The sequence below is a fragment of the Brasilonema octagenarum UFV-OR1 genome, from assembly GCF_963888615.1.
Classification (GTDB): Bacteria; Cyanobacteriota; Cyanobacteriia; order Cyanobacteriales; family Nostocaceae; genus Brasilonema; species Brasilonema sennae.
The window spans coordinates 1-20,162 of the sequence record NZ_CAWPKW010000274.1; the positions used below are offsets into that span (position 1 = coordinate 1).

General features: G+C 41.7%; 15 protein-coding genes. 5 read left to right on the top strand and 10 right to left on the bottom strand.

What is annotated here, in order from left to right; genetic code table 11:
• Positions 1-98: 98 nt before the first annotated feature.
• The 3 genes from AC5590_RS23075 to AC5590_RS23085 all read right to left on the bottom strand — a co-directional run bounded on the left by AC5590_RS23075 (position 99) and on the right by AC5590_RS23085 (position 4,057).
• Entirely contained in the window at positions 99-851 is a 753-nt protein-coding gene (locus tag AC5590_RS23075) for a class I SAM-dependent methyltransferase (protein ID WP_169265736.1), read from the bottom strand.
• A gap of 250 nt (positions 852-1,101) precedes the next feature.
• Entirely contained in the window at positions 1,102-2,013 is a 912-nt protein-coding gene (gene menA / locus AC5590_RS23080) for a 2-carboxy-1,4-naphthoquinone phytyltransferase (protein WP_169265737.1), read from the bottom strand.
• 352 nt (positions 2,014-2,365) lie between these two features.
• Positions 2,366-4,057 carry an NACHT domain-containing protein gene (locus AC5590_RS23085; RefSeq protein ID WP_169265738.1) on the bottom strand — a complete coding sequence of 564 codons (1,692 nt, stop codon included), beginning with the start codon at positions 4,055-4,057 and terminating at the stop codon, positions 2,366-2,368.
• A 201-nt stretch (positions 4,058-4,258) separates the two neighbouring features.
• Between AC5590_RS23085 and AC5590_RS23090 the strand changes: the two genes are divergently transcribed.
• From AC5590_RS23090 to AC5590_RS23100, 3 genes are all read left to right on the top strand, one after another.
• Positions 4,259-4,873, top strand: a complete 615-nt coding sequence (locus AC5590_RS23090; RefSeq protein ID WP_169265739.1) for a hypothetical protein — start codon at positions 4,259-4,261, stop codon at positions 4,871-4,873.
• A gap of 286 nt (positions 4,874-5,159) precedes the next feature.
• Entirely contained in the window at positions 5,160-5,915 is a 756-nt protein-coding gene (locus AC5590_RS23095; protein ID WP_169265740.1) for an RES domain-containing protein, read from the top strand.
• Positions 5,916-5,957: 42 nt separating this feature from the next.
• Positions 5,958-6,890 (top strand): hypothetical protein, encoded by a 933-nt coding sequence (locus tag AC5590_RS23100; protein WP_169265741.1) that lies wholly within the window; start codon positions 5,958-5,960, stop codon positions 6,888-6,890.
• Positions 6,891-7,676: 786 nt separating this feature from the next.
• Here AC5590_RS23100 and AC5590_RS23105 read toward each other — a convergent pair.
• From AC5590_RS23105 to AC5590_RS23125, 5 genes are all read right to left on the bottom strand, one after another.
• Positions 7,677-9,830, bottom strand: coding sequence for a tetratricopeptide repeat protein (locus tag AC5590_RS23105; RefSeq protein ID WP_169265742.1), 2,154 nt, complete (start codon positions 9,828-9,830; stop codon positions 7,677-7,679).
• A gap of 292 nt (positions 9,831-10,122) precedes the next feature.
• Positions 10,123-10,302 carry a photosystem II assembly protein Psb34 gene (gene psb34 / locus AC5590_RS23110; protein WP_169265743.1) on the bottom strand — a complete coding sequence of 60 codons (180 nt, stop codon included), beginning with the start codon at positions 10,300-10,302 and terminating at the stop codon, positions 10,123-10,125.
• 152 nt (positions 10,303-10,454) lie between these two features.
• Positions 10,455-12,491: a glycine oxidase ThiO gene (gene thiO, locus AC5590_RS23115; RefSeq protein ID WP_169265744.1), complete on the bottom strand. Its 2,037-nt coding sequence runs from the start codon at positions 12,489-12,491 to the stop codon at positions 10,455-10,457.
• A 141-nt stretch (positions 12,492-12,632) separates the two neighbouring features.
• Entirely contained in the window at positions 12,633-13,034 is a 402-nt protein-coding gene (locus AC5590_RS23120) for a hypothetical protein (RefSeq protein WP_169265745.1), read from the bottom strand.
• Between the two features lie 120 nt (positions 13,035-13,154).
• Positions 13,155-13,454: a hypothetical protein gene (locus AC5590_RS23125; RefSeq protein WP_246162915.1), complete on the bottom strand. Its 300-nt coding sequence runs from the start codon at positions 13,452-13,454 to the stop codon at positions 13,155-13,157.
• Between the two features lie 488 nt (positions 13,455-13,942).
• Here AC5590_RS23125 and cimA point away from each other — a divergent pair, with 488 nt between their 5' ends.
• A complete protein-coding gene (gene cimA / locus AC5590_RS23130; RefSeq protein WP_169265746.1) occupies positions 13,943-15,565 on the top strand; it encodes a citramalate synthase in 1,623 nt (540 codons plus the stop codon).
• Positions 15,566-15,764: 199 nt separating this feature from the next.
• Here the strand turns inward: cimA and AC5590_RS23135 are convergent, their stop codons facing one another.
• On the bottom strand, positions 15,765-15,998 hold the full coding sequence (locus AC5590_RS23135) for a hypothetical protein (protein ID WP_048866956.1): 234 nt from the start codon (positions 15,996-15,998) through the stop codon (positions 15,765-15,767).
• 160 nt (positions 15,999-16,158) lie between these two features.
• Here AC5590_RS23135 and AC5590_RS23140 point away from each other — a divergent pair, with 160 nt between their 5' ends.
• Complete coding sequence (locus tag AC5590_RS23140) at positions 16,159-18,408, top strand: NAD(P)/FAD-dependent oxidoreductase (protein WP_169265747.1); 2,250 nt, start codon at positions 16,159-16,161, stop codon at positions 18,406-18,408.
• A 28-nt stretch (positions 18,409-18,436) separates the two neighbouring features.
• On the opposite strand, the gene AC5590_RS23145 is transcribed toward AC5590_RS23140, so the two are convergent.
• Entirely contained in the window at positions 18,437-19,864 is a 1,428-nt protein-coding gene (locus AC5590_RS23145; protein ID WP_318284284.1) for a hypothetical protein, read from the bottom strand.
• Positions 19,865-20,162: the final 298 nt, after the last annotated feature.

Below are 20,162 nucleotides of genomic sequence, written 5' to 3' on the forward strand. Positions count from 1 at the left end.
TAGCGTCTCCGCAGGAGATACCCGAAGGGCTTCCCGCTTTCTTAGCACCTGGCGTCTGTGGGGTTCTTAATTTTGAACTTTGAATTTTGAATTTTGAATTAAGCGAAGGGGTGACGTACCGCTATTAATCTACCTGCTGCACCTCCGGTATAAGTATTTGTCTTTGTTACTTTTGCTCCGCTAGTTTCTATTAATTGGATAAAATCAGGCATCTTTAACTGATTAATAATGCTTTGGGCTAAGTAGCGATATGGAGTTGTATCGGCAATAAAAGGACGTACAATCTGGGGTACAATCTTACTCATCCAGATAGTATAAATGTTTCTCCACAGCACAGGTTTTTCTGGATAAAAATGGTCGAGTATGAGTAAACGTCCTCCTGGACGTAGGACTCTTAACATTTGTGCAAGTGACACTTCACGATTTGGAAAGTTACGGAAAGTAAACGCCGTTACCACTACGTCATATGTGCAATCAGGGCGAGGAATTGAACACACATCACCTTCAAAATAGTTACTGTCAGCGTCCATGCTACGAGCTACGCTCAGCATTCCAGGGGAAAGATCCATTCCCTCAATTTGTATTCCAGGATAGAAGCGATTCAAACATCTGGTAGACTCTCCAGTACCACAACCAACATCTAGTATTTTTTCACCTGGTTGCAGTTGTAAATCGCGTAAAGCTTGTCGATACCATAAACTAGTGTGCCCAAGAAAAACAAGAGTTCTTAAGAAATCATAACGAGTAGCAATATCGTCAAAGAGATTACGAATATAGTTGCGTTTGTCATCTCCTTCTAATTTGGTTGCTTGGGTTGGAGTGACAGAGGAGTAATTTGTGTTCTGGGACATTTTAGTTTTCTCACTGATGTTGACTTGGTTGTTAAGTAGTTGGATAAAAATATTATGCGTCCGCCGCGTTAGCGCAGCAGGAAAGGGAGGGCATACGAAGCGTAAGCACTCCGGACATAGTGAAGTTTATTTCTGTCCACTTATAGCAGGGAACGCTTAACAGGGAATAGACTTGAAAGTCTCTTGGTGAGGGTGTTTTCTCATTAGTTCGTGTCCTAATCTACCTGGCGACTGCTATACTTAATAGTCATTAGACACTCGGAAGTAAAAATCCGATTCCTAATAAGAGTCCAAGGCTCAAGTACATGGACACAGCAATAAACTTAGAGTTACTCACCTGATTAGGCTGGTCATGATAATTATTGACATGAGTAAATAATTTCAGAGCGTAAAAAAGACTTAGAAAACTTAGCAAACTCAGCGGTGGAAATATTTTTAATAAAACGAAGACAGCAATTAAAAAATATATTCCATATCCCCACCAAGACAAAACCTGCGCAGATTTTGCGGTACCCAAACGTACAACAGGTGAATACTTCCCTCCAGCTAAATCATCTTCAACTTGGTGAAAATGCGAGCAGAACAAAATTAAGCAGGTTACTAATCCTACAATAACTGAAGCAGCTAAAGCAGTTAGGGACCAAGTTGGATTTTGATTGTAATAAGCTGCACTCACAGACAATGGACCATAGGTGATGAAGCAAATTATTTCACCTATACCTTTGTAGCCGAATCGAAAGGGAGGCCCTTGGTAACTGTAACCTAACAAACATGCAAGTAATACTAAGATAAGAAGCGTTACATCTTTTTGCCAAAAAGCTAATAGCGATGTTGTTAATACACCTATAATTAAAAAGGAATTACCAAACCACAACCAGAAATTTGATGTTTCTTTGCCCGTCAAATTAATAAGAGAGTGTAGTTTATTGACATCTACCCCTGTTTCTGCATCAAACACATCATTACTAACATTAACCCAAACCTGAATGCAAATAGATGCAAATAAAAAAATCAAAAAATTTGTGGAATTAAAGTTTCTAGTCTCTGCGATCGCCACAGTTGTACCCACCCACAGAGGTATGAGAGCAACACTGTAAATAGGAAGCTTAATTGCTGCCCGCCAAAGTTTACTTCTAGATGAATTATCTATTACTGTTGTCATTTGCAAAAAGTTTTGTCAAAAGGAACTGAACTAAGTGAACCGGAATCAACCAGGGTAAATTACTTCAGCTAAATTGCTCAATCGTAAATGAAATGAGACTTTTGGGAACTTATAAAGATATTTCAATATTTTCTCCCTAGAGTCGTATTTCTACAATTGTTCTGATGGTAGTTGTGATGTTTTATTATGATAAATGAAAATGGTAATTGACAAAAAGAAAATTAACTTAAGTTAAAAAGATGTTTTAAGGGTTCCTTCCAACGAACTCTGGTGGGCACATACTGGGCGATGGTCCCAAAAGGGCAATTGCCGGATGGGCAAACTTATGGCAGGATATCGCATTTGTGCATAATTAGCAACTTGGGTTATTAAGGCAATCAATCAACAACTGTTTTGCATTGTCATATTGGGTTTCATCATCCGCCACAAGACTATCGAGTTGGCGTTTCATCAACTGCAACAGGTAGTCTGGGTTTGGCAACATCTGGACTGCGAACAAAAAGACTTCTCGCCAGCGTTTCTCACTCATATGGCAGACAAGGTTTTGAAAAGCTTCTTGTGCATGTGATGGTGGACTAGCAACAATTTTTCTGGCAGCAAAGTATTTCTGAAAGATGATGTGGCCAAAGGAGTAAATACCTCTTGCTCGCTCAACCAGTAAACCATGCTGAGCTTCTATAGATTTCAAAATATCTTCGCTGTCAACTTGAAGTGTTTCTAAAAAGGTGCTATTCTCAGGAGATGTATGGATATGATGGGATATCCCTTGCTTAACGGCACTTACCTTGAAGAAGTACTCGCCACGTTCAAAGGTCGTCCAAGCAATTTGACTTAGCATATCTTCTTTATCCTGCCGAGATTGTTTATAAACCTGATTTCGCTCAATACCGCGTTTGGCATCCCATTTTTTGAGTAATAAATCTACTGCTTCTTGATAAAGCTGCAAACAATGAGTTGGAAAATCTGCTGTTTCGTCAAACACCAAGCATAACAGAGTCAGCAGCAAGGGATTACTTGCTAGTTCTTTAAGCGGCTGACTTGCTTGCAGCTTTTGCACAAAGCGTTCTGCTTGTAGCGTATCTTGAGCTTGAAACCATTTGGCGGCAAAGTCAGCGATTTGTTGGTCATCAAAATCGGCAACTTCCACTTCGGTGAATTCTTCAAAAGTATATTCCAGCGCTGCAATCCGGCAAGTTATAACTATAGAATTGGCACAAAACCGCGTTGAAACGTTGCGAATCTCCTGTAGCACTCGGTTAAGCTCAGTTTTTTTGACTTCATCTAATCCATCTAATAAAAGTAGCGATCGCCCTTGAGTCAAAAGCGTGAGAACTGTTTGAGGTTCAACAACTCCACATTCCTCAAATTGTACTGTGATGTAGTCCAACAAGCTTGGTTGCCCTTTAGTTTCAGCAAAGTCCTTAAGGGTGATAAAAATTGGGACAAGATTCGACAAAAACTGATCGGAATTACATTGAGTTGCTACCCATTTCAAAAACGTCGTTTTACCCGAACCTGGTTTTCCCCAAATCCAATGCTTGTTGTAGCGTTCTACCCTTTCGAGTCCTGAGATCCGTTTTTGGTAAATCTTGTTCTTGTCAGAACTCTCATACAATTGAGCAAGGGAAAGCCGCCTGCGTCCAGTGACTCTCTCTAAAATATAGACATCAGTGTATATACTCTCCAAGCTTACTGGTTGCTCTTTATCTAGGAGCCGAATTATGCTACAACGTCTGGCAATACTGTCGTGAACTTTTTCTCGTACAGTCTGCACCAGACTCTCCATCTGGGAAGTACTTGCTGCATCATCTACATCTGGAAGTGAGCAGAAACTCGCAATCTCATCCCATTCCAATCCTAGTTTTTCGCAGATTGTGACAAAAATATAGCGATCAACTGGTTTACCTTGAAAAAACTTGCTAACTGGCTGACGGCTAATACTCAGTTCCTCAGCTAACGCCTGCTGCGTTAGTGAATTACGAATCAGCGCAGCTTGCGCTTTTTTCATACCCTCAGCAGATGCTTGAAGCGATCGCCGGCTCATTATACTCCATCAGAAATAGTTGTTATATGTATATTAGCTGATTTTTCATAAGTCATGCATAAGTCATACAATACTCAATCTATACTCTCACCTTAACTCACTCAGGAACATAGAATACTGGAATTGTAGTTACTTGACATCTCTTACATCAATTCAATTTATCGGATAACAAATGATGAGAATGTCAAACGAGGTGAAATAATGACTGGAATTAACGTGACAATAGATGCTCCTTGCGACAACGACGTAATGCAACCGCTGTTGCGGATAGCAAGGGGGTTTCAAGATTATCTGAATTCACTACACCCGGACGAAATTAAATGTTTGGCGGAACAAATGGAAAGCACTTCTAGTAAGGCAAAGTACTCTAAGGCTGAAATTGAGTTTGCTGCCAAACTTGGTGCCAATAAAATTAGTGATGAAGAGCGAAGTAAATTAGAATTTGCTGCCTTGACTAAAAATTTTCACTGGAGACAAGAGTTACTCAAATCTTCATTAACTGCTCCTCAAGTCGCCCAAATGCTCAATACAACTCGTCAAACTCCGCATGATCGTTTAAAAAAGAACAGTTTAATTGCAGTTCAAGACAATGGAGTTTGGAAATTTCCCACCTGGCAATTCGATCCTCAAGGACCAGATGGCGTCATTGCTGGACTACCAGACGTTTTAAATGCTCTCAATGTTCCTGCTATGTCCAAAATTAGTTGGTTAACTCGACATAACAAAGCTTTAAACGGGCTTACGCCCATAGAAGCCTTGAAAAGCGGTCAAAAAGAGGAAGTTATTGCTGAGGCGTGTTCCGTGGGAGTCTATTGACGATGTATTAGAGTTCATTCATCAAATGGTACTAAATTTACAAACCCAGGTGTTCCCAGCCACCTGGGTTTTCAGTATTTTTATTTATAAAAATGATAATTAAGAAAATTACTGAAGTTATACTAAAAATTTTTATTGAACTTACAAAAAATTTCCGGAATGATGTGTATAGCTTGTGGATCTTCCAGCTGACAGAGTTTCTAACTTTAGATTCTGCTACGTTTCAAGGCTAATGGAACGCTAAATCTCCGAATTTTATCTATCAATCGGAACAGGAGTAACAAATGTGGTAATAATAACATCCCCCCCTTCTTGCCTTCGCAAGCCGAGACCAAAATTTTATAGATTAAAAAAAGGAACAGAACTTTTAAGAATTTTTCGCCCGGACGAATTTAATACTGACGCCCTAACCTTTCGTTTTTGGGGTCCACTTCATCGCTTTGACCATCATTTGGGAGAGTGTTCCTGTGTTGGTGTTGCACAAGAGAATAATAATACTTGTGGGTTGTGGACAGAGGAGATACTTATCCCAGAAAAACATTTTGCTGCTCCTGCTTGCTATAAACCATTGGAACGCAAAGCATGGAAAGATCCAGAACGTGGGATATACTATGCTGCGCCTGCACCTTTACTTTCGAGCTGTTTAGTGGAAGTTTTTGGGGATACAGGCTGTATAGAAATTACTGACCACCAGATTGCTATGATCACTTGCACAAGTCGCTTAAAATTATTGGATGTACGTGGTTCGGGTGCAATGCGAGCTGGTGCGAATGAGGCAACATTAGCAAAGACAGACAAACGCGGTATGAGTCAAGCTTGGTCGCGCTACTTTTATGAACAAAAAGAAATATACCCTGACATTCAGGGGATTATTTACCACAATGCTCATAATGGTGAAGAGGCGATCGCAATTTATGAGTCTGCTAAAGATCTGCTCACCTGTCTACCAGAAAGCATTTACTCACTAAAACATGAATTGTTCCGGGGTGCAATTCTAAAAGCAGCAGACGAAAATAATCTTGAAGTGGAGCGTTATTGGTGATTCTCACGCTCCGTTGAAAGCTAAAACAACACAAACAAAAGTATGGATAGTAAATCCGATAATTCTGAGTCTGGTAAAAGTGTAATTGCTAGGGAAGCAGTAGATTGGCTACTGCAACGCATCTTCCAACTTCCTAAAAAATGGTTAATTATTAGTATTATTCTTATTCTTCTAAGTACTTGTGAAGTAGGCTGGAGTAAAAAAGAATTATTTTCATTTAAATTTAAAGTTACAAATACAACAGCTATTTTTTTGTCGTTGATTTGGTTACCATCTATATTAAAAGTTTTTGCTTTAAGTGGAGGAGCACTCAAAACACCTTTGGGAGAAATTGGTGGCTCAGGTATGAAGACAATGCTAGAATCATTAACTGGTGATTCACTCGGATTTCTTATTGAGCAAACTAAGAAAGCAGAAGAAGTTGCTCCACCGAAACAGCAAGAAGAAATGCGCCAAATTCGTCGAGAATGGCAGAAAGTTTACGCATCAACAGTTCCTGTGTCAGACGCCAGACAAGAAATGGAGCGCTTAGCCGAACGCTATAAGGAACTAAGAACGACAATGCCTTTTGGAGCACAGCGAACATTTGAGATGGAATCTGTGAGTGGACGCATGCGTGCTTTAGCTCCAGAAGTTAAATATACTGTACAAGAAGTTAAAGACCTTCTGCAATCAGATGACCAAGGTAAACGTTTACTAGGACTTTCTGTTGCTGAGTGGTCTAGTGATGTAATTTATTTTGATTTGGTTTTACACTTAGTTAATCGTTCAGAAACAGCGTTTGAGCAAACAAGTGCATTGCGGGCAGTTGGAAAAATGGTGTCTAAATTGGATGCTCACCAGAAGAAAAATTTACAAGCAGCAATCATTGAACAGCGTAACTTCAATGAAGAAGAAAAGCGTTGGATTAAGCCTAATTCTAATCGTTGGGTATTGAGCGATCGCATTTTATCAACGCTCAATGAATTAGTGTGACTTGCAGTATTTTGAAGTTTTTTAACGTTGAGCAGAATTTACCAGGACTAAAGAGCTTCCAACCCCAAATCCCAGATTTCACTGAGATGATATTTGGTGAATCAAAGTAAGGTGAGCACTGCTTTAATATATTTTCAGATTTTGGTAGGTAATGCCCACGCTACAAGCTTGTGCCTTTACAAAACTTAATTCAGTATATAAGGCGTATATACTTGTACTTCTATCAATATATAAGTCCTAATTGCAAAATTCTCAAATTTTCTACCTTTCCTACTTTTTTTATAGAAATAACCTAACTTTCTCACTTTTAATAAATACAGAGATCTGCTAGTATTTAGGCTGATTTGTAAAGTAAAAATACTTTTTGATTTGAAAATAAATTCATATTTTGTCAATTTTCCGAAAAAGTTAGCGCTTTAAGCATTCTTTTTCAGATAAAGTTAGCTTGAGGAGTGCCTATCGTGGACAAGATTCAACTGGCTTTGGTTGTTAGTTACCTACTGATAACCTGCTATTTTTTTGTGAATTGGTTAATTTTTTCTATTCGGCATCCAAACTCTTCTCCAGAAGGAAAGTTTTTAAATTTGGTGATGCTTGTAATAACAACTGGCTTATGGTTTGTGATTATTCCTATGTCTTATCTAGAAATCTTGAAGACACGGAAACTAGAGGTTAGCATTTTTATACCTGTTATCGTTGCGTTTTTTGCGTTCAGCATGTATCTGTATGCATTTTTGACAAGTTAAGAAAATTGCTTTGACCAACTAACAACTAATAACCCACTCATTACAACTTAGGCAGAATCTCCGGTAACAATTGACCAGGAACTTTAGACAAAGCTAAATTTTGCCCCTGTATGCCTAATTCACTGTGGAAAGCACGAATCGTCTTGACCACATAACCAAAAGTTGTTTGATAAGCTTCAGGTTGTTTACTCATTCCATTCAAAGCTTGCAAGTGATTATCTAATGCTGCTTCTAAATGTTTAGAACGAGTTGCTTTCTCACCATCAAAATACTGGTCTGTTGCTAATTGAAAATGAGCGAGTGCGAGATTATTGTGAGTGGCTAACAGATCAAAATTCAAAGGCATACCGCTAAGTGAATGAGCAAGGGTAAGTGCTTCTTCATATGAACTAATGCACTGTTCTAACAACTTTTGCCGCTCATCTTTGGAAGTTTGTGATTGATTTGCTAGGTGCCAATAGGCAGTTCCAAGGTTATTTTGGGTGGCGGCGCAAGCAGGAGGAACATTAGCAGGAGTTCGATATTTCAGTGCTTCGCGGTAAGCATCAATAGCGGAGTGCAGATTTTCTGGTGGTTGTTCGTACTGTGCAATATTCCAGTATGCCGTGCCTATATTGTTTTGAATCATCCCATATTTAAGCGGTTCTTCCTCGGGATTGTAATAAGCAAGCGCGAGTTTGTAAGCTGCAATGGCTTTCTTGAGATGCTCAACTGGTTGATTGTATTGTGCTAAATGCCAGTAAGCTGTCCCTAAATTGTTTTGGCAAGCAGCATACTTTAATGGTTCTATTTGAGCCGTACGCAGGGAGAGTGCTTCGCTGTAAGCTAAAACTGCTTGTTGCCAGTTTTCAGCAGGGTTAGTAAAACGAGCCAAATCACCATAAGCTGTCCCTAAATTATTTTGTACACGACCGTATGTTTCAGGGTGGCTTTCTGGTGAAATCAGCTTCAACGCCAAATGATAAAATTCAATTCCTTGCTCTATGTAAGCTTGTCCCTCCTCAGAATTGGGTGGCGTGCGGTAAAGCATCCAGTAGAGTGTACCCAAGTCATTTAAGGTATCAGGAACTTGGGGTGAATCGTCATCATGAGTGATTGATTCTTGATAGGTAAGAATTGCCACCATTAAGTTTTCTAAGGTAGGCTGTCCTTGTTCAATACGAAGGCGATATAAGTTTCCTAGGTGATGATAAGCTGCTCCTAGCTTGACGTTTGAAGCTTGTTGGGCGTGTAATTCTTCTATCTCCTCCAAAATTTGCTTGACTTGTAAGTTGTGTTCATCGTCTTGAGCAATTGCCGTGTTCATCGTTGCTAGTACTAGCTCTGCTAACTCTTTGCTAATATGAGATGTCTGCTGAGGCAATGAGCTATCCTTGGTACTGACTTTATCAGTGGATTCCTCTTGAAGAGGTTGGTTTGTTAATTTTTCCGATTTTGACGGAGGAACCTCCTGCGGTTTTTGTCCACTATTCACTAATGTTTGTGTTGGAAAATCGAAATCATCTTGAATGACTGATTCTTCTAAAATAGGTTGCTCAACATTGGCTAACTCCAAACTTCTAGAACCAGAAAAACGTTCTGGTGAGGTTTTGTTTTGATTTGTCGGTGTGGGTTCTCCAGCGAAGACAAAAACACCAGTACGGTAACGCCAAAACTGTGGTGCTGATTGCTGGATAGCATATAACCAAGGACGCGGCACCCACAACAGTAAACTGGATTCAAAGTTAGACAGTTGTTGCTCAGTCAAACGCAGATAGTGCAAAAATAGCCGCTGTACTGCTACTGGTTGTTTAGTGAGATGTTCTACACCTACAATCTGAAACGCTGGTACTGGTAATGATCGCCCTGGATTGTCTTTCGATGCTCCAACAATCGGTGGTGGATAATTAGATAACCACTGATTTATCTGAGCTATAAGATTAGGATCGCTTAAATTCAGCCGCAAGGTGACTAATCGGGGATAGGCTGGTGTGCTAGCTTCCTGTGTATTTGATGGCTGATACAGCACTTGCCCAACAGGATAAGCCAAAGTTGAATGCAAACGCGCCGCCACCTGATTTCTCAGGTTTAAATCATCACACACCGCCAAAAAGATTTGTCGTCTTAAACCGAGACTAAGAGCAAGTTTTAGGCGATGATACACTTGCCGATTCCACGCAAAATTATCTGAGTGTGTACTTTCATTTACGCTCATGGCGGCTAGAGAGCCAAAACGCAGTGGATATACCCCCTTGGGGTGCATGCAAACAGCCAGTAAATCTAACCATGACTAGAATTTTCAGGTCATTGTTGCTTTGCTCAGGATAAATCTATTCATGGAAAGATCAAAGAAGCTAAGTATACAATTACACTTTAAACCGAAAAAATCTTTGAAATAACTTATTATAAATATTTATTATATATAACAATAACCCAGGCTCCGATAAAACCCTGAGCCTGAGAAAACTTAAAAAATGAAATTACTAAGTTCCTAATATAACTCTTTATCAACCAAGGGCGGAAACAGAGAAAGCGACAAAAATCAAGGCACTAACTAAAATTGTAGCAGTAATTCCCAATATAACGTAGTTTCGCTTTTGACCATCGCTAGGAATTTCTGCTTTATAAATTTTGGGTTCACGGGCAAAGTTATTTAGACGACCACCCTCTTCAGTTGTGTAAGGCATGAGTATAATTCCTTATTATGTTCATTCATTTAATTTAACATAAACGTTATATTTGCTCTTAAACATATGATACAAATCGTTATTTTAGTCATTAGTCAGGGAACAGGGAACAGGGAACAGTTCCCTGTGTTTCTTAAAAGTTTGATTCAGGACTAACTAGTAATCGTCCCAGTCAAGGGTGAACTGGCAATAGCATAACTTTTGAGAGGCATTCTGCCAGCAAGATAAGCCAAACGACCTGCAACTGTTGCCAAATTCATGGCATGAGCCATTGCAGGCGAGTTTTGTGCCAGGGCGATCGCACTATTAATCAACAAAGCATCTGCGCCCATTTCCATTGCTTGCGCCGCCTCTGAAGGTGCTCCAATGCCCGCATCTACCACCACTGGCACCTTAGCATTTTCAATGATGATTTGAATATTTGCAGTCGTTTTCAATCCTTGTCCGGAACCAATGGGTGAGGCTAAAGGCATCACCGTTGCACAGCCAGCTTCTTCCAAATGCCTCGCCAGCATAGGGTCTGCATTGATATAAGGCAACACAGCAAAACCTTCTTTCACCAACTGTTCTGCTGCTTGTAAAGTACCAATCGGATCTGGTAGCAAATACTTAGGGTCAGGAATCACTTCTAATTTAACGAAGTTGTTGTCTTCCTGTCCTAAAAGTTTTGCCATCTCTCGCCCCAAACGTGCGACGCGAATTGCCTCTTCTGCTGTTTGACAACCGGCGGTATTAGGTAACATCCAGATTTTTGTCCAATCTAATGCTTCGGCTAAACCTTCATGTCCTGGGGCATTGGTTTGTACTCGCCTTACCGCAACAGTGACAATTTGACAACCACTTGCAGTCACACTTTGCTGCATATCCTCGATGCTGCGATACTTGCCAGTTCCCGTCATCAAGCGAGATTGGAAAGTTTTTCCGGCTATTTGGAGTGGTGAATCTTCCAAAGTGCTGAGTTCTGAGTTTCGTAGCTGAGATTTGTCGTAGTTCTCAGTTGTGAGTTCTGAATTCTGAGTTTTGAGTGTGGGGTAACTAAGCATTGGGGTAGTAGATGACTTGGTGTGGAAGCGCGAGTAGTGGAAATCACAGAGTAAAGGGTCTGTTTTTTGTTCGAGAATCAAATCAGCCAGCAATCTTGCTGTTATAGGTGCTAGAAGAATACCATTACGATAATGACCTGTGGCAATGGTTAAGTTTTCACAAGGACTGGTGCCAAGAATAGGTAATTCATCTGGAGTTGCAGGACGAAATCCCCACCATAACTCCTGAATGGGGTAATTTTGTATTTGAGGAAATAGACGAATAGCTCTTTGTAGTAAGGTTTGAATTCCTACTGGTGTGTTGTGGGGAGTTAAACCGACATCTTCAACTGTCGCACCAATAATAATTCGTCTGTCGCGCCTCGGTACTATGTAAATTTTCTCTCCATACAAAACCCGTGTCAAGGGCAAATCTGGCACAAATTCTGGTACTTTCACACTCAGCATTTGACCTTTGACAGGACGCACCGGCAAAGGAAACAATGAGTTTGACCAAGCACCTGCTGCCAAAACGTAATGTTGTGCATGAAGGACTCCTGTACTCGTTTGCACACCAACAACTTGCCGTTGCTGCTGTTGAATTCCTTCTACGACAATACCTTCTTTGAGTTCAACGCCAAGGGATTTAGCCGCTGCTAGCAGGGCTTGCGCTAATGCCCTATTATCTACTTGTGCGTCTTCAGGATACCACCAACCCCCAAGGACTTCTTCTCCCAATCCTGGCTGATATTGATGAATGGCTTCTTTTTCTAGCCAGTAAGCAGGGGAAGAGGAATCAGGGAGAGAAGTTTCCCTCCCTCTGTCACTCTTTTCCTGTTTCGCCGCTTTTTCCCCTTGTCCCCTTGTCTGGTCTTGATAAACTGGAGCCAGGATACCGCAGGACCAATAACCAGTATTGATACTAGTAAACTCTTCGAGCTTACGCGTCCAGTCAGGGTATAAATACAGAGAGCGCGTGCATAACTCTTGCATTGCCTGGTCTGAGATTCTTTCAGCACCAGGTGCTAACATCCCAGCTGCAGCATGAGTCGCAGCAGCCTGAATATCGCGGCTGACAACTGTTACTTTGGCACCGCGTAACTTTAATTCAATGGCGATCGCCATACTGATGACGCCGCCACCAATAATTAAAACGTCACTAGTCATTAGTCATTAGTCATTAGTCATTAGTCAAGAGTCAATAGTCAATTGTCAATGGACTTTGGACTAATAACTCGTGACTTATAACTCATAACGCATAACTCATAACTTGTAACTCATAAGTTGCAACTTCTAACTTATGAGCTACTACCATAAGGCACGAATTGGTTCGTTGCTCTGATTCTGATTTGTGTCTTTAGGTGATTGATTGTTTCCTGATGATTTACCACCTGATGATTGACCACCTGTTGGCTGGTTGTCAACAGCGTCTGTGTCATCATCTTGTTTTTGGCTATTATTTGTATTGCTGTTCTGATTTGTCTGAGCAGTAATGTTGTTTTTCCTGTCCGCAGAACCGTTTCCAGCCGCAGTGCTATTAACATTAATATTAGCTGGGAGAACTTTTGATTCTTTCGGTGCTTGTGTAGTTGTGGGTGTAGGTGCTTGTGCACTATTTTGTCCACCCATAGGAAAACTAATGCCTAGCAATGTCCCGAGCAAAATTGCTAAGCCTCCAGCCATAAGAATAAGTGGTGTCCATCTACCCATATCGTTAATTTCTCCGTCTTAAGCTTGTGATGTCCAAAGTTTTTGAGAACCTGGGGTTCCGCTGAAAATTAATTAAATCTTGTCAGTTTCACATTGCCCAAAACCTTGGTTTGACATGGCTTACGCACCCAAGATAACCGAAGAATGGGGAGCTAGTGACCGCCGCGTTTTTTGCGCTTGAGCTATTGACACTTTACCTTCTAGAAGAACTGCACAAGGATCGCAGCTACCAAGGTTCCAATAGTCTACTACCTTAGCATCGTTATTGTAGAGGTCAACACCTTTTTGCAGCAATATTTGCGGCAGATTGGCTCCGCGTTCGCCCGTATAGTGCCAAGGCGTTTCTGAATGAAACTCTTGTCCTTGTCTGACAAGGGCGAGTAGCCCAGCTGTCTTACCTTGAGTTTGTGCCTTGGGCATTTGTGATCACTAAATTAGGTTTTTGTTGTATTGTAACAATTCATTTCGATGCCGAAAAATACAGAAACAATATATAATCGATAACTCAAGACTCGAAAAAACTCAAGTCGCTTGTGCATATTTCTGTTGACACTATACAATTAGCGGTAGAGAGCAGGGGCGCTACACTCAACACCCCCACTTTACAATGATGGGGAATCCTGCCGAAACCTCAAATAAACGATGCTTGACTTACCAGTTCTGAGTTTAAAGCAATGAGTCCGGAAGTATTTTATCTTAATTTTTCTTATTGGACTCAGAACTCTGATTACGCCGAAGAAACGGTATTTGTACTCTGGTGAAATCCTCCAAATTGTTTGACGAGGACATTCTAAATTCTGTGTTCTGAATTCTCCTCAATAAAGAAGTGCTCTGCGTAACTTTGATTGTCCTATCCTTAAGTATACTTACACATTACCTTGAAAGTTGTCTCCAAGAGTTCGTATCTTATGACCGCAAATTCCTCACACCAACTTTGGATCTATGACACAACGCTACGGGATGGCACTCAACGTGAAGGGTTATCGGTGTCCATAGAAGATAAATTACGCATTGCCCGGAGATTAGATCAACTGGGAATTCCTTTTATAGAAGGAGGTTGGCCTGGGGCAAATCCCAAAGATGTACAATTTTTCTGGCATCTCCAAGAAGAGCCGCTTCAACAAGCAGAGATTGTTGCGTTTTGCTACACCCGACGTCCTCAGAAAACAGCAGGAGATGATCCAATGTTGCAAGCAATTCTTGCTGCTGGCACTCGGTGGGTGACAATTGTTGGTAAGTCTTGGGATTTACACGTCACAGAAGGACTCAGAACAACCCTCACAGAAAATTTAGCGATGATACAGGATACGATTGAGTATCTTCGTTCTCAAGGACGTCGTGTGATATACGATGCAGAACACTGGTTTGATGGCTATAAGCAAAATCCAGATTACGCTTTACAGACCCTAAAGACCGCAATCTCTGCTGGTGCTGAATGGATAGCTCTTTGCGATACGAATGGCGGCACTTTACCCCATGAAATGACTCAAATTGTCACAGATGTGGTAAAAGCAATTCCCGACAATACTCAACTAGGAATTCATACTCACAACGATTCTGATACCGCAGTTGCCAACGCTTTGGCTGCTGTCATGGCAGGAGTGAAGATGGTACAAGGTACCATCAACGGATATGGTGAGCGCTGCGGTAATGCCAACCTCTGTTCGTTAATTCCCAATTTACAACTGAAGCTAGGTTACACGTGTATTGAAGATAGTCGATTGTCGGAACTGACACAAACCAGTCGCTTTGTAAGTGAAGTTGTTAATCTTGCTCCTGACGAACATGCTGCCTTTGTGGGACGTTCGGCTTTTGCTCACAAAGGTGGTCTTCATGTATCGGCTGTAGAACGCAATCCTCTGACTTACGAACACATTCAACCAGAACAAGTCGGAAATTGTCGCCGCATTGTAATTTCTGAACAGTCTGGAATGAGTAACGTTTTAGCAAAAGCTCGCACTTTTGGTATTGAACTGGATAAGAATAATCCAGCAACAGGGGAAATTCTGCAACGTCTCAAAGCTTTAGAGAGCGAAGGATATCAATTTGAAGCAGCAGACGCAAGTTTTGAGTTGTTGATGCGCCAAGCGTTAGGTCGTCGCCAGTCTTTCTTTGAAATCAAAGGTTTTCAAGTTCATTGTGATTTGGTTGAGGGGAAAGAAACGACTAACGCTGTCGCCACTATAAAAGTTGCTGTCAAGAATAGAGATATTCTAGAAGCGGCGGATGGAAACGGACCGGTTGCAGCTTTGGATGCTGCTTTACGCAAGGCTTTGAGGAATTTCTATCCCCAGATAGCTGAGTTTGAGTTAACAGATTATAAAGTACGGATTCTGAATGGACACACGGGGACTGCAGCGAAAACCCGCGTTTTGGTAGAGTCGCGTAATAGTCATCAACGCTGGACAACAGTGGGCGTTTCCACAAATATTTTGGAGGCTTCTTATCAAGCTGTCGTAGAAGGTTTAGAATACGGTCTTCTGTTACACTCTCAAGCTGAGGCAGCTTTGAGTACTTCGAGTGGAAACTGAACCATCATTGATGATGAGTTGTGAGTTTATTGTCAAGATTGCCAATCCCAGACAATTTATTAAAGCTCCCACACCACGAAGGTGATTGGCAATTTGGCTTTGTGAGTTGACTGTATGATTAGTTGTTAGTTATTAGTTGTTTGATCACAACTCACTTCTCGCGCGCAAAGAGTGCGATTGACTAACCACCAAACCTCTGTTACGAGAAATTTTCCCAAGCTTGAGCAACGACTTGGCTAAGCCAACGTCTTTGTTGTAAATCTAGCAGGCTGTCGTCGGCTAGCACTTGGGCAGTTAAATCTTCTAAGGATTGACCTTGAGCACGAACAATTTTGATGACACCAGCGATCGCAGCAGCAACCATTTCTTCATCAATCGGTTTTTGTCTCAAGGCAACAATTTCTTGTGGGCTGTCTGGAATGGGATAATTCATGGCGTGTGTTTACAAAAACAAAGAATGAACAAGAAATCTGAAAAAGTCTTAATATTTCTTTACTAAACAGGAAAGAGACAGATAGGGCGGATAGTACTATACTCTATTCCTTTATAAAATCTGTCTCAATACATAGATTTATCGGAGATTTGACAAAAAAATGCAAGAGATTCTTTACCTGGAAATTTCCACTTCTGATACAACCGCTGTGTGTAACTGGTTGCATACTGATTTTGAACCGGGAACTGGTGAAAAAGTCCTAACTGCGCAAGGCTTTCGCCTAAGAGTTTCTAATACTACAACTAGCACGGAAATTATTTCGGAAAAGTTACCTAGTGAACTTTCCGTCTTTATCTGGTCAGTGCAGCGAACTACGTATTTAAAAGTATTCCGTTGGGCAGACAAACCCTTCCCCAGAGAGCAACAAATTCTGCAAAAGCTCACTACTGGGATAAGAAGGCGCTTTCCCCATGAATACCCTGAACCTCCAACGATTAATTTATCTGAGCAATCGATTTTTGAGGCACTTGCTCCATACTATCCTCTAACTGTCAAATATTTTCAAAAAATGCCCAATGGCGAATATGACCTGAAGCGAGTCTACTGGTGGGAGCAACGATGGCGTGAAGGTGTGCGCAATCCTCAGCAACCGCGTCAGGTAGTGTTCTCCCATAGAAGTAAAGCAGGTGAGACAGCGCTGCGGGAGGGGAGCCAGTGCGTTGCGGAGCCAGTGCTGAAGACGGGTTTCCCGTCGCAGGCATCTGGCGTTGGGGTTCCCCCCGTTGTAGCACCTGGCGTTTTCCCTCCGCAGGCGACTGCGAACCCGAAGGGGCAGCACACAGAAGACTTTTCTCCTTTGCCTGAGCAATACGACCTCATCTACATCGGTGGGGCGCTTGGCGTTATCCATGCAGCAGTCATGGCAAGACTGGGTTACCGAGTGCTGCTGATTGAACGGATGCCTTTTGGACGAATGAACCGAGAATGGAATATTTCCCGTGATGAGATTCAAAGTTTGATTAACCTAGGTTTGGTAACGACAGCAGAATTGGAATCAATCATTGCGCGGGAGTATAAAGATGGATTTAATAAGTTCTTTGATGCCAATAACCCCAAGAAGCTAAAAGCACCTGTTTTGCATACGCCCACAGTACTAAACGTGGCTTTAGATTCCGAAAAATGGTTGCATATGTGTGGGCAAAAGCTACGAGCAGCAGGCGGTGAAATCTGGGATGAAACAGAGTTTATCCGGGCAGATGTGTATGACACACAAGTTGTGCTAACTGTCAATAATTTGACCAATCAAACCCCAAAGCAAGTGAGTGGGCGATTGTTAGTAGATGCGATGGGAACCGCTTCACCAATTGCATGGCAATTGAATGGTGGTCGTGCTTTTAACAGTGTTTGCCCGACTGTAGGAGGAGTGGTTTCGCGTGGATTTGAGCCTGGAGTATGGGATTCTCAGTACGGGGATGTTCTCTACAGTCATGGGGATATTTCGCGAGGACGACAGTTGATTTGGGAGTTGTTTCCTGGGGCAGATGAAGAACTGACGATTTATTTATTTCATTACCACGAAGTTAATCCAAAAAATCCCGGTTCCTTATTGGAGATGTACGAAGACTTTTTCACAATTTTGCCAGAGTATCGCCGCTGCGATATGGATAAGCTGGTGTGGAAAAAGCCGACATTTGGGTATATACCAGGGCATTTTAGTGTGGGGAGTCGCGATCGCACAGTTGCTTTTGATCGCTTAATAGCCATCGGAGATGCAGCATCACTCCAGTCTCCCCTAGTTTTCACTGGCTTTGGTTCTTTAGTTCGCAACTTAGAACGTCTGACAACTCTTTTGGATACAGCTCTCAAACACGACTTGGTGAGTTTCCGGCATTTGAACCAAATTCGCGCCTTTCAAAATAATATTGCCGTCACTTGGATGTTTTCCAAAGGGATGATGGTTCCTACTGGAAAATTTATACCACCGCAGAGAATCAACTCTATGCTCAACAACTTTTTTGGGCTGTTGGCAGATGAACCCCGACAAGTGTCAGATAATTTTATCAAAGATAGATTTGATTGGTTGACCTTCAATCGACTGGCGCTGAAAGCAGCTCGCAATAACCCAGCATTGCTTCTGTGGATTTGGGAACTTGCAGGTGCCAAGGATTTACTGAGATGGACTAAAAACTATCTTGACTTTAGTCGCCATGCTCTTGTCCGCGCTTTGCTCAATGGATGGTTCCCAGGCTTCCTTCGTCGAATTGGTCCAATGCTGGAACAACGATATCCAGCATTATGGTTACAGCTATTAGCGATTAACTATTCTCTCACAGCAGGCATTGCACGTCCGCAAAATCTAGTCCCTCAGGTGACATCGAAAGCCAGACTTGAGAAGCCAGAAGTTATTTAGTTATTAGTCATTAGTGAGCGCTGGCTCACTATTGGCTCTTTTGTTGAAAATTTGGTAGCTCAACAGATGCTAGAGACTTTCGCTTTTTGGGTGGACGCTGCGGATAGAGTAGTGGGGAAGGGTCGTTAGTAGCGTAATCGGTGAAGGCTTCTGCAGAGTCAGGAGTTTCTTGCAATTCGAGGGATGATGATGATTGTCCTACCTTTATCCAGTAGTCCTCAGTTTCTTCTGAAGAATCGTTAGTCGTCAATGTTTCAGTAGTTTTTGGTTCATCTTTGAGGGGTATTACAGGAGTTTCCCAAATTGCTTCACCTACTTGGATGTTATTTGCATCTTTTTCAACAGGAGGCTCAACAGATGTCGATACAGGAGGATTGGCAACAAAAAACATTTGGATAACACCATCCAACTGCTCTTCTAAGCCTGTTAATTCCAAAGATGAAACTGTTTGAATTTCTGGTTCTGGTGTGTCAACTGATTGCGTTTGTGTAAGTGTTTCTTCTGTATCTAAATCGCCAGTAGATGATGGATTTGGTGTGGAGTTATCCGATTGATTTATGGGTGAGGCTGGAGTTTGCTTTAATGCATTATCTACACCGTTTGTCAAGGGTTCTGATTCTACCGACCAAGGTCGAATTGGTTGTGCTTGGCTAAACAAAACGCTCTTGTGTCTAGAAGGTCTTGTTTGACTAGTGCTTGTGTCCTCATTCTCAAGGCAGTCGTAGCTAGGAACAGGTGTCTCCAGACACTTTTCCAGAGCTGATTTGAACTGCAGAGTCTGACGTTGTTGTCGCATGAGCCTTGTTCGTAGCTCCCGACAAGTACTTTCTGATTGCAACAGTTGGTGAGACTGATCGTTGTAGCTAGATTTCATGAAGGCACATTCTCGTTCTAGCTGTGCAAGGCGTTGTTGACTGATTTCGAGCTGAGTTTTATAATTTGAAATTAAACTTTCTTGGCGCTGAACAGTTTGTACAGCAGTTTCCAATTGTTGAAATAAGGAATTTATTTGCTCTTGACCCGCACTCAGTTCCTGGGCTTGTTGGTTAAGCATTGACTCTGTGACACTTGAGCGTTTTTTCTGCCACTGCAAAGCCATCTCCGACTCAGTTAGGGCACCTTTTAGCTCCTCTACTTTGTCATATAATTCATTGTTGGCAGAACGTAATTCTTCATTCAATTCCAGCAATTTCTTGAACTCAGCGTCTACGAGTTCTTGTTTTTCGCCCTCAGGTTCTGCAACCCAGTCTTGCTGGGGTGCATTTTCTTCTGATATAATCTGGCTTTTACGCTCCTGGTTTTCTGCTGGTGCCAATAGTGGCACTTTCGCAGTTACAGTGTTTTCACTTTTGCTAACTGAGTAAAATGGACAACTCACATGCTCAGGTTGCAGTGAATTGCTATCTAGGGGTTGAACAAAATCCCCATTGTTTGGGGTGTCAGCTTCATTGATCACTCTCTCTTCACCCACCAGCTATAAATAAACAAGCACAGACTGCTGTAGCATTATATATAAATCCTGTCTTACCAAAATTTACTATAGAAGGCAAGTTTTGGTCCTTCTAAATTAGATTAATAAACATGAGTGAATTGTAGCTTTTCCTCGCTGCTGTCTGCAAAAGCAGTGGAGGTTGAAAAATATTCCCGTTTTTGATACTGCTATCTGAAAACCGCGACAGTACTGCAACCAGGAGACTCGCGGTTGTTGTAGGTGAACGCGCCCGAATCGCTCAACCCATATCGCCTTTTTGGGA